The sequence below is a fragment of the Neisseria sp. 19428wB4_WF04 genome (assembly GCF_015235335.1).
Classification (GTDB): domain Bacteria; phylum Pseudomonadota; class Gammaproteobacteria; order Burkholderiales; family Neisseriaceae; genus Neisseria; species Neisseria musculi.
The window spans coordinates 1-9,923 of the sequence record NZ_JADGLG010000066.1; the positions used below are offsets into that span (position 1 = coordinate 1).

The 9,923-nt window shown below is 54.2% G+C and carries 9 protein-coding genes and 2 pseudogenes; 10 read left to right on the forward strand and 1 reads right to left on the reverse strand.

Annotated elements, in window-relative coordinates; genetic code table 11:
* Nucleotides 1-129: 129 nt before the first annotated feature.
* From IR141_RS13530 to IR141_RS13540, 7 genes and pseudogenes are all read left to right on the forward strand, one after another.
* A pseudogene (locus IR141_RS13530) lies at nt 130-441 on the forward strand (hypothetical protein); the annotation flags it as partial.
* 126 nt (nt 442-567) lie between these two features.
* Nucleotides 568-1,380, forward strand: coding sequence for an iron uptake transporter permease EfeU (gene efeU / locus IR141_RS11070; protein ID WP_135037204.1), 813 nt, complete (start codon nt 568-570; stop codon nt 1,378-1,380).
* A gap of 176 nt (nt 1,381-1,556) precedes the next feature.
* Nucleotides 1,557-2,729 carry an iron uptake system protein EfeO gene (gene efeO / locus IR141_RS11075; RefSeq protein ID WP_135037207.1) on the forward strand — a complete coding sequence of 391 codons (1,173 nt, stop codon included), beginning with the start codon at nt 1,557-1,559 and terminating at the stop codon, nt 2,727-2,729.
* A 416-nt stretch (nt 2,730-3,145) separates the two neighbouring features.
* Nucleotides 3,146-3,712 (forward strand): hypothetical protein, encoded by a 567-nt coding sequence (locus IR141_RS11080; RefSeq protein ID WP_135037210.1) that lies wholly within the window; start codon nt 3,146-3,148, stop codon nt 3,710-3,712.
* Nucleotides 3,713-4,023: 311 nt separating this feature from the next.
* Nucleotides 4,024-5,292 (forward strand): iron uptake transporter deferrochelatase/peroxidase subunit, encoded by a 1,269-nt coding sequence (gene efeB, locus IR141_RS11085; protein ID WP_135037213.1) that lies wholly within the window; start codon nt 4,024-4,026, stop codon nt 5,290-5,292.
* A gap of 355 nt (nt 5,293-5,647) precedes the next feature.
* Nucleotides 5,648-6,036 (forward strand): annotated as a pseudogene (locus tag IR141_RS13535) (T6SS immunity protein Tli4 family protein); the annotation flags it as partial.
* A 67-nt stretch (nt 6,037-6,103) separates the two neighbouring features.
* A complete protein-coding gene (locus tag IR141_RS13540) occupies nt 6,104-6,331 on the forward strand; it encodes a hypothetical protein (RefSeq protein WP_187000361.1) in 228 nt (75 codons plus the stop codon).
* Between the two features lie 186 nt (nt 6,332-6,517).
* On the opposite strand, the gene IR141_RS11095 is transcribed toward IR141_RS13540, so the two are convergent.
* Entirely contained in the window at nt 6,518-6,988 is a 471-nt protein-coding gene (locus tag IR141_RS11095) for a TlpA disulfide reductase family protein (RefSeq protein WP_135037216.1), read from the reverse strand.
* 183 nt (nt 6,989-7,171) lie between these two features.
* Here IR141_RS11095 and arsC point away from each other — a divergent pair, with 183 nt between their 5' ends.
* The 3 genes from arsC (at nt 7,172) to IR141_RS11110 (ending at nt 9,604) form a co-directional block, all read left to right on the forward strand.
* Nucleotides 7,172-7,528 carry an arsenate reductase (glutaredoxin) gene (gene arsC, locus IR141_RS11100; protein ID WP_135037219.1) on the forward strand — a complete coding sequence of 119 codons (357 nt, stop codon included), beginning with the start codon at nt 7,172-7,174 and terminating at the stop codon, nt 7,526-7,528.
* Between the two features lie 83 nt (nt 7,529-7,611).
* A complete protein-coding gene (locus tag IR141_RS11105) occupies nt 7,612-8,271 on the forward strand; it encodes a YdcF family protein (protein ID WP_135037222.1) in 660 nt (219 codons plus the stop codon).
* Nucleotides 8,272-8,428: 157 nt separating this feature from the next.
* Entirely contained in the window at nt 8,429-9,604 is a 1,176-nt protein-coding gene (locus IR141_RS11110; protein ID WP_135037225.1) for a phosphoglycerate kinase, read from the forward strand.
* Nucleotides 9,605-9,923 lie beyond the last annotated feature (319 nt).

The window sequence follows — 9,923 nt, forward strand, 5'->3', positions numbered from 1 at the left end:
CATGCATAACATCCAGGTTGGGCTCCGCTGTGTGATAAAGCGGAGCAGTTTATAACAAACGGAGAGTGGCTCAATTTTGGAGCACAACTCCCCGTTTCCCTGGCTCAGTTTTGCACGATATTTAACAGGCGCGGTTACAGCGGCCTGGTCGATGCCGGCTACTCTAAACATTTGCGCGTTAATCACGGACAAAATGAGTTTGCAGATGGTACCGGGCGCACCAATGGTATTGAAAGCTTCCGGAGTTTTACCAAACAAAGGCCCGCCAAATTCAATGGCGTAACCAAAAACTTTGATTTGCACCTGAGGGAATGCGAATGGCGATGGAACCGAAACTCTGATGAACTGAGTCACCAACTTTGGGGGCTTTTTAAAGTAAATTTACATAAAGCTGCTAGCCTAGAGCCAATGGTTTTCATTCAAATCTCTCAGGCCGTCTGAAACAGTTTCAGACGGCCTTTAGTCTTTTAAATTATCTGCTAACTTTTATAGAATAAAAACTATTTGCTTTAATTTTAAAATAGGAATATAACCTAGATATTTATCGGCAAGGATATATGTAGGCTCATGTTTATTGCTTTTCTGATTATGTTGCGCGAGGGCATAGAGGCCGCGCTGATTGTGGGCATTGTGGCAGGCTTTCTGCATCAGTCGGGCAATGGACATCTGATGCCGAAAGTGTGGGCGGGTGTGGTTGCGGCCGTGCTGATGTGCTTGGGGTTGGGCTTAGCCATCCACTCCGCCACCGGCGAGATTCCGCAAAAACAGCAGGAATTTGTGGGGGGCGTTATCGGCTTGGCGGCATCGGCCATGCTCACCTATATGGTGCTGTGGATGAAAAAAGCCGCCCGCTCGGTGAAGCGGCAGCTTGAAGATTCGGTTCAGACGGCCTTAAACAAAGGCAGCGGCCGGGCTCTGGTGGGCATGGCGTTTCTGGCGGTGGCGCGCGAAGGTTTGGAGAGCGTGTTTTTTCTTTTGGCCGTGTTCCAACAAAGCCCCTCGTGGCGTATGCCGGTAGGTGCGGTAGCGGGATTGTTGGCGGCCGTTGTCATCGGTGTGTTGGTTTACCGTGGCGGTATGCGCTTGAATCTGGCTAAGTTTTTCCGCATCACCGGTATGTTTCTGATTTTCGTGGCGGCCGGGTTGTTGGCTGGTTCGCTGCGCGCGCTGCACGAAGCGGGTGTGTGGAACCGCCTGCAGGCCATTGTGTTCGACATTTCCCATATCCTGCATGAGGACAGCCCGCTGGGCGTGTTGCTCGGCGGCTTTTTCGGCTATACCGACCACCCGGCGCAGGGCGAAGTGCTGGTATGGCTGCTGTATCTGGTTCCTGTGATGTATTGGTTTCTACGCGGCGGCAACCCATCGGCTTCCCGATAGTGAATCACAACAAGGCTTGGTAAAACGCTGATGCCTCAGGCGGTTAAGGCAATATGCAGCCGGTTCTGTTAGTGAATGCAGCGCCGGTGCAATCTTTCTCGTTAAGCCGAAACAGAGCAGCATGGCAGCAACTTGCGCGGATTGACTATTCCTTCCAACAGAAAAGAGGTATCGATATGAAACAAAGAAACATTCTTGCTTTGTCCGTGATTTTGGCATTTTCATTGGCAGGCTGCCAGCCGCCCGAAGCCGAAAAAACCGCATCCGCATCCGGCACATCGGCCATGCCTTCCGTTATTAATGCTGACGGTTCGGTGAATGTGGCGGTCAACGACACCGCCTGCGAACCGATGGAACTGAGCGTGCCCAGCGGCAAAGTGGTGTTCAACATCAAAAACAACAGCGGCCGCAAGCTCGAATGGGAAATTTTAAAAGGCGTGATGGTGGTGGACGAGCGTGAAAATATCGCTCCCGGCCTTTCCGACAAAATGACGGTAACCCTGCTGCCGGGCGAATACGATATGACCTGCGGCCTCTTAAACAACCCGCGCGGCAAGCTCACCGTAACCGACAGCGGCTTCAAACAGGCAGGCGGCGAAGCCGATTTTGAAAAGCTGGCCCAACCTTTGGCCGACTATAAATCTTATGTTCAGGCCGAAACCAAAGAGTTGGTTGCCAAAACTTCGGCCTTTGTTGCCGCCGTGAAAGCAGGCGATATAGAAAAAGCCAAATCTATGTTTGCCGACACCCGCAGCCACTATGAGCGCATCGAACCGATTGCCGAGCTGTTTAACGAACTCGACCCGGCCATCGATGCGCGCGAAGATGATTTCAAACAAGGCCCGAAAGACCCGGAGTTTACCGGCTTCCACCGTATCGAACACGCCTTGTGGATTGAAAAATCCGCCAACGGTGTGAAAGAAGTAGCCGACAAACTCGAAGCCGATGTAAAAAAACTGCAAGCCGAAATCGATGCGCTCACTTTCCCGCCCAACAAAGTGGTGGGCGGTGCCGCCGTGTTGATTGAAGAAGTGGCCGGCAGCAAAATCAGCGGCGAAGAAGACCGCTACAGCCACACCGATTTGAGCGATTTCCAAGCCAACATCGAAGGCGCGCAGAAAATCGTTGAGCTGTTCCGCCCGATGATTGCTGAAAAAAACCAGGCCATACTCGATAAAACCGATGCCAACTTCAAGCAGGTTAATGATATTTTGGCCAAATATAAAACCGCACAAGGCTTTGAAACCTACGACAAACTCACCGAGCCCGACCGCAGAACCCTGCAGGCTCCGATTAACGCGCTGGCCGAAGATTTGGCACAATTGCGCGGCACATTGGGTTTGAATTAACCGGCGTTTGTGCAAAGCGGACGGTTTCCAACATAACGGCCTGAGGGCAGATAAACGGCAATCAAACCGCTTGGGTTTCAGACGGCCTAAAGGCCGTCTGAAACCTTTTAACCCCTTTCCCGCTTAACCTAAATCAACCGGCAATGATTTGAAATCATTAAAATACAGCGAAACGGCACACAACAGAAAAACGGTGGCAACGCCGTGTGGTTTTGTGTTGTTTCACTATCGTGAAACTGCTTTAAGATTATAACGTGCCGGCCGCCCGTATTTACCCGCAGCCCTGCGCTTGTTTTTAGTGGCCATATTTCGGCAAAGCGGCAAACAGGCAAACACCTGCCGCAGTCGGCATAACGATAGTGTTATGGTTCTGCCGCAAACGGCAGCATTTCACTCAACAAAGAAAGGAAATTTCAATGAAAGCCGTAAAAACATGGCTGCCAAGCATATTGGCCGCTGCTTCGCTTTGCGCCTGCGCCAGTTTGGCAGGCAGTTTGGGTGTGCCTGTGGGGCAGGAAAATGCCGAATATAAAGTTGAAGGAGCCGGCGGGGTGGTTGCCCAAGTAAAGCCCGGCAATGCCGCCGAATCGGGCTACCGTTACGGTTTTACCGTTTTGTTGAAACAAGCCCCGAAAGTAGCTTCGGTGAAGGTTGAGCGCATCAGCGGCGGCCGGGCCGAAACCGTGATAGACGACAGCCGCAACCCCACCGTGAAATCTTCATGGCAGCCGCAGCAGCCGGCAGGCGCGCAAACTTATCTCAGTGGCAAGAAACCCGGAAGCGTAACCTGGGTGGGCCAAACCGCCGAGCTGGATATGACCGAAAAAAATGCCCCGTGGCTTTATGTTTCGGGCAACACCCGCCAACACTACAGAATCACCATCCGCGATCTGGCAGGCAGGGAAACCGTGTTCGAACAGCCGACCATTATCCCCACCCAAGCCAAACAGGTTTACCGCGATATGTTGAATATCAAACGTTAAACCGTTTTCAGACGGCCTGTTAAACCGGATAGGCCGTCTGAAAACCGGATTTGCCCGGCTAAAGCCTGCTGTTTGCCAACATACAGCAATTCTGTGAAAACGGTGGAAGTATTGCTTCACCGTTTTTCTAAAGGTGCGCCGGCAGAAATTTTGCACGGCAAGGTCGGGCAAGGCATATTGCCGTTACGGCATCGCTGCCTTATATCCGCAATAAAGTGATTCACTATAGCCATGCCCCGGATTCAGACGGCCGCATAACCCAAACCGCACCTGAATCTGCCGATTTAACCGATTAGATTAAAGGAGAAACCATGCCTGATTCCAAACAGCCCGCCCAGCCCGGCAAACGCTTTTTGCTGAAAACCGCAGCCGTGGGCGCGGCCGGTGCGGCCACGGTCGCAGGCGGCTTTATGTGGGGAGAAAAAAAGGGCAGAGCCTATCGGCAGGCAGAGCAGCCGCATTCGGCCGAAAGCTACCCCTGCTACGGAGCCCGCCAGGCAGGTATCACCACCCCGCATCAGCAGTTCGGCATCATGGCTGCCTTTGATGTGGCAGTGAAAACCGCCAAAGAATTGGAGCAGCTGCTGCGCATTCTCACTTCGCGCATCGAATTTCTCACCCAGGGCGGAGCATTAAACGACAACGATGCCAAGCTGCCGCCCATCGGTAGCGGCATTGTGGGCAAAACTATCAAACCCGACGGCCTTACCATCACGCTGGGCGTGGGCGCAAGCCTGTTCGACCAACGCTTCGGGCTCTCCGCCAAAAAGCCCAAACACTTGCAGGAAATGCAGAAATTCCCCAACGACCGCCTCCGGCCCGAATGGTGCGACGGCGACATCAGCCTGCAAATCTGCGCCTTCACCCCCGAAACCTGCCAAAACGCCCTGCGCGACATCATTAAAAACACCGCTTCATATGCCGTTGCCCGCTGGAGCATCGATGGCTTTCTGCCCAAAACCGAGCCCGGTGCCGCCGCCCGCAACCTGTTCGGCTTTCGGGACGGCAGCGCCAACCCAAACGTGCAAGACCCTGAAACTGCCGATGATGTGTTGTGGACGGGCATTGCCTCCAACAGCTTAAACGAACCCGCATGGGCAAAAAACGGCAGCTATCAGGCAGTGCGGCTGATCCGCCATTTTGTCGAGTTTTGGGACAGAACCCCCCTTCAGGAGCAGGAAGCCATTTTCGGGCGCGAAAAATACAGCGGCGCGCCCCTGGGCATGAAAAAAGAACACGATGTTCCCGATTACACGCGCGACCCCGAAGGCAACACCATTCCCAAAGACAGCCATATGCGCCTGGCCAACCCGCGCAACCCCGCATTTCTGAAAAAACACCGGCTTTTCAGACGGCCTTTCAACTACTCGCGCGGGCTGGCCAAAAACGGCCAGTTAGATGTGGGGCTGGTGTTTATCTGCTATCAGGCCAACCTTGCAGACGGCTTTATCTTCGTGCAGAAACTACTGGATTTCGAGCCGCTCGAAGAATACATCAGCCCCTTCGGCGGCGGCTATTTCTTCGTGTTGCCAGGTGCGGAAAAAGGCAGCTTTTTCGGGCAGGGCCTGCTGTCGGGCTGATGCCGCCCGTATCATCAAAACCGCGCAAAGCAGGATAAGGCAAAATCAACCGGCAAGGGTGTACAATGGGTTTTCACACTCGGTAAGGCTGCCGGGCAGACATCACGCCAAATTTTGTTACGGACATCAGGGCAGCTACAACGATGATCGCGCCCTGTACGCCTCGCTCTACAGCATCATCAAACTGGCGAAAGGGGCGAACCGGCATCAACAGGAGAGGGGAGAAACATCATGAACATGCAATGGAAAACCCATGCGATTGGCAGGCACTTGGTGGATGTGCCGCAGCTTGGTGAATAAAAACTTGGTGTATATCGGTGCTGATCAAGAAGTCAATAGTCGTTCTGGATTCGTAATGGGCGATGCGCTTCTGACACTCAATCGCTTGAATGTGGAAAGTTGGCAATTGGGTATTGAGCTGGCAGGCAAGCCCGATGTTGAGTTGCATTTGAGCAGCTTTGTTCAAGGGCGTCCCGAACCCGGCCTGCGCCAACGTGCTGGAGGTATCTTGGGTGAACTGGCCCGCAACGCCGAAGGCCTGAAAACCCTGCGCAACCGCAAGCGCAATTTCGGTCGATTGAGGCCGATGAAATCCTGGTCGCAGGCACGCAAAACAGCAAACGCGGCTACGCCTTCAAATGGGAAGCCCCAAGCAAAGGAGATTCGTTAAGCGAGCCCAACCTCAATATTGAGCTTTCGGTCGGCGAAAGCCAGTATGAAGACAACCCTGCCTCATTTGCCAGCGATGAAGAGACCCTGGCCTTGTGGGATCGTTTGGTATCTTCCATCTGCCCGCGCCCGGGGCTGTGTGATGAAACAAAATACCTCATTCAAGCAGGCAGCCTTGATAGCCGCCCCCGCCGCCGCCCTGAGCCGCCGCCAATTGCTGGGTGGCATGGCCGCCTCGGCCACAGCCGTACTGTTGGCCAAGCCTTTGGCTTTGGCCGCCATATTGCCAACACGCACCATTACCGCCCAAAAAATGGGTGCCTTCGAAGCCCTTCGTATCTTTCAACAAATCAGCGCCCGCAAACGTTAAACAGGCAGAAAAGCCCGTGGAAACCGACCTCGGCGGCTTACCCAACCACTCTCTTGGTGTTCAAAGCGCATCGGCACCGTATTGTTTTAGTGTTGCCAAGCCCGTTTGATCCCGTAACAGCCGCACCATCCGCACTGCGGCACTGCCTTACACGGAAATCAAGCAGGTTTCACTATAAATCAAACGTCAGCCGCATTTTGCCCGCACTTTAGCCAGTGCCTGATTGAGTTTTTCTGCCGTTACCTCGCCAAAAACCGTTTGTTTATAATCGCATTTTTTCGCCTCCACCACCGTAAAGGGCAGGCCGCCCACGGTGTTGCCGAAACTTTTCATCAAGCTGCGGCTGTCGCTGCCGGTGTAACGCCAAACAGGATAGGACACAGGCGTTTGTTTGAGAAATTGGGCGATATTTTCACGGCTGTCCAGCGCAATGCCCACCATATCCACACTGCCCTTTTTCTGTTTACGATACCATGCCGACATAGCCGGCATTTCTTTGCGGCAGGGCGCACACCAAGTTGCCCACAAATTAATGATGCGCACAGGCGCTTTGAGCGATGCGGTATGCTGCGGCGCACTGCTGTCCCAGCTTTGCAGTTCGGAGGCGGCAGCCTGCCCGCAAACGGCGGCCAATAACAGGGCTGTTAAAATTTTCATAGCTCTTTCCTTTTTTAAACCGTTGCGGCTATATTGAGACTATATTGTAGCCTTTCAGACGGCCTTTCTGTTTTTTTGCGGCGTTTATCCTGCAACCTTTATGATTTGACTCAAAATGCGGCTGGAACAATTCGTAAAGATTGGTTTACAATCAAAAAACCGCTCAAACATCAAGGAACCTTCATGCCGAAAACCGTTACACTCTATCACAACAACCGTTGCAGCAAATCACGCGCCGCCCTCTCCCTGCTGAATGTGCGCGGCATTGATGCCGATGTGGTGAACTATCTCGACACCCCGCCTTCATTTGAAGAACTGCAAAGCATTTTCGCCAAACTCGGCGCCGATTCGCCCCGCAGCATGATGCGTGTGAAAGATGCACTCTACCGCGAGCTGGAACTGGACAACCCCACCCTGAGCAGCAACGACCTGCTTAAAGCCATCGCCGCCCACCCCGCGCTGTTAGAGCGGCCGATTGTGGTGGCCGGCAGCAAAGCAGCGGTAGGCAGGCCGCTGGAAAACATAGAAGCTTTATTGTAAAACCCAATCTCCTTTTCAGACGGCCTTTGCGGTTTCGCTATCGGGCCGTCTGAAAAAACACATTACAACCAACCGGAAACCCCATGCGCACACCCGCCCTACGCAGCCGCAACGGTCTACGCTACCACTTTCTGCACGGCTTGGTTTTAAGCCTGCTGCTGGTAGCGTTTGCTTTCGCCTGCTGCGTGTGGTCGGTTTACAGCGCCGGCAACCGGAGCCTCCCCCCCGATATACACGCCGATGCCGCCGTTGTGCTGGGCGCTGCCGCATGGGACAAACGCCCCTCTCCCGTGTTTCAAGAGCGTATCAACCACGGCATCGCCCTCTACCAAAGCGGCCGCGTAGAAAAACTCGTGTTCACCGGCGGCACCCCCAAAAAAGGCTTCATGACCGAAGCCGAAGTCGGCCGCCGCTACGCCATCAAACAAGGCGTGCCCGCGCGCGACATTCTGTTTGAAAACAAATCACGCAATACCTATGAAAACCTCCACAACGCCCGCCAACTGCTGCGTGCCAACGGCATCGGCAGCGTAATCATCGTCAGCGATCCCTACCATACCGCCCGCGCCGCCGCCATCGCCAAAGAGCTGGGTTTGAACGCCCGCACCTCAGGCACCCCCACCACCCGATACAGCCGGTCAGACAAAAAAAACGAATTTCTCCTGCAGGAAAGCTACGCACTGTTTATCTATTATTTTGAACGCTGGGGCAACAGCGTACTAACGTTTTTCGGCTTACGCTAGCCGCCCCACCTTAAGCGGGACCTTTTCAAACGGCCTTTTCCTGTAACCCCATGTAATCATGACACAAATCAAGCCCACAGCCGCAGCGGCTTTACCCCGAACCGCTCTTCGCGCATAATAAACCCCGATTTTTTTCATTCTCCCCAAAGGAACCGACATGGCATTTTTGAAACTCACCGAACAAAACGTGCAGGGCAAAACCGTATTGATCCGCTCGGACATGAATGTGCCGTTTAAAGACGGCCAAATCAGCGATGATACCCGCATCCGCGCATCGCTCGCCTCAATTCAATATTGCCTGGACAACGGTGCGGCGGTGATTGTGATGTCGCACTTGGGGCGCCCCACCGAAGGCGAATTCCACCCCGAAGACGATGTTGCCCCCGTAGCCGCCCATCTCGGCAACCTGTTGGACAGAGAAGTGAAAGTGTTGGACAACTGGCGCGACAACCCGCCCAAGCTCCAAGCCGGCGAAACTGCCATGCTGCAAAACGTGCGCATCAACAAAGGCGAAAAGAAAAACGATTTGGAACTGGGCAAAGCCTATGCCGCCCTGTGCGATGTGTTTGTAAACGATGCTTTCGGCACCGCCCACCGAGCCCAGGCTTCCACCGAAGCCGTTGCCCAAGCCGCCCCTGTGGCCTGTGCCGGCGTGCTGATGGCGGACGAACTCGATGCCTTGGGCAAAGCCCTTAAAGCGCCCGCCCGCCCGCTGGCAGCGATTGTGGCCGGCAGCAAAGTTTCCACCAAACTCACCATTCTCGAGAGCTTGGCCGACAAGGTTGACCAATTAATCGTGGGCGGCGGTATCGCCAACACCTTCCTTTTGGCCGCCGGCAAACCCATCGGTAAATCGCTGGCCGAACACGATTTGGTGGCAGAATCCAAAAAAATCATGGAAAAAATGGCGGCTAAAGGCGGCAGCGTGCCGCTGCCCACCGATGTGGTGGTGGCCAAAACCTTTGCTGCCGATGCAGAAGCCACCGTTAAAGCCATCGATGATGTGGCCGAAGACGATATGATTCTCGACATCGGCCCCCAGTCCGCCGCCGCGCTGGCCGCTGCCCTGAAACAGGCCGGCACCATCGTGTGGAACGGCCCCGTGGGTGTGTTTGAGTTCGACCAATTTGCAGGCGGCACCGAAGTTTTGGCCAAAGCCATCGCCGAAAGCCCCGCCTTTTCGATTGCCGGCGGCGGCGACACGCTGGCGGCGATTGCCAAATTCGGCATAACCGGCCAAATCAGCTACATCTCCACCGGCGGCGGTGCTTTCCTGGAGTTTTTGGAAGGCAAAGAGCTACCCGCCGTGGCCGTGCTCGAACAGCGGGCTTAAACAGCGTTTGAGCGCAGTCAAGGCCGTCTGAAAATATTCAGACGGCCTTAATTATGTTGTAACGCATAAAGAAACACTATTTGGCAGTATGGCCGTCTGTGCGGCAGCGGCCGCCGCAACTATCCGCCAAGAAGAAGCCGATAAAATCGCCGACCTTTCCACCAACTCCCGCAAAACCGCCTGAAACACCGCTGTTAAATATCGTGCAAAACTGAGCCAGGGAAACGGGGAGTTGTGCTCCAAAATTGAGCCACTCTCCGTTTGTTATAAACTGCTCCGCTTTATCACACAGCGGAGCCCAACCTGGATGTTATGCATG

Bases quoted from the DNA above. Each gene is read 5' to 3' on its own strand.
- efeU (WP_135037204.1), top strand. From the start codon at position 568: ATGTTTATTGCTTTTCTGATTATGTTGCGCGAGGGCATAGAGGCCGCG.
- efeO (WP_135037207.1), top strand. From the start codon at position 1,557: ATGAAACAAAGAAACATTCTTGCTTTGTCCGTGATTTTGGCATTTTCA.
- IR141_RS11080 (WP_135037210.1), top strand. From the start codon at position 3,146: ATGAAAGCCGTAAAAACATGGCTGCCAAGCATATTGGCCGCTGCTTCG.
- efeB (WP_135037213.1), top strand. From the start codon at position 4,024: ATGCCTGATTCCAAACAGCCCGCCCAGCCCGGCAAACGCTTTTTGCTG.
- IR141_RS13540 (WP_187000361.1), top strand. From the start codon at position 6,104: ATGAAACAAAATACCTCATTCAAGCAGGCAGCCTTGATAGCCGCCCCC.
- IR141_RS11095 (WP_135037216.1), bottom strand. From the start codon at position 6,988: ATGAAAATTTTAACAGCCCTGTTATTGGCCGCCGTTTGCGGGCAGGCT.
- arsC (WP_135037219.1), top strand. From the start codon at position 7,172: ATGCCGAAAACCGTTACACTCTATCACAACAACCGTTGCAGCAAATCA.
- IR141_RS11105 (WP_135037222.1), top strand. From the start codon at position 7,612: ATGCGCACACCCGCCCTACGCAGCCGCAACGGTCTACGCTACCACTTT.
- IR141_RS11110 (WP_135037225.1), top strand. From the start codon at position 8,429: ATGGCATTTTTGAAACTCACCGAACAAAACGTGCAGGGCAAAACCGTA.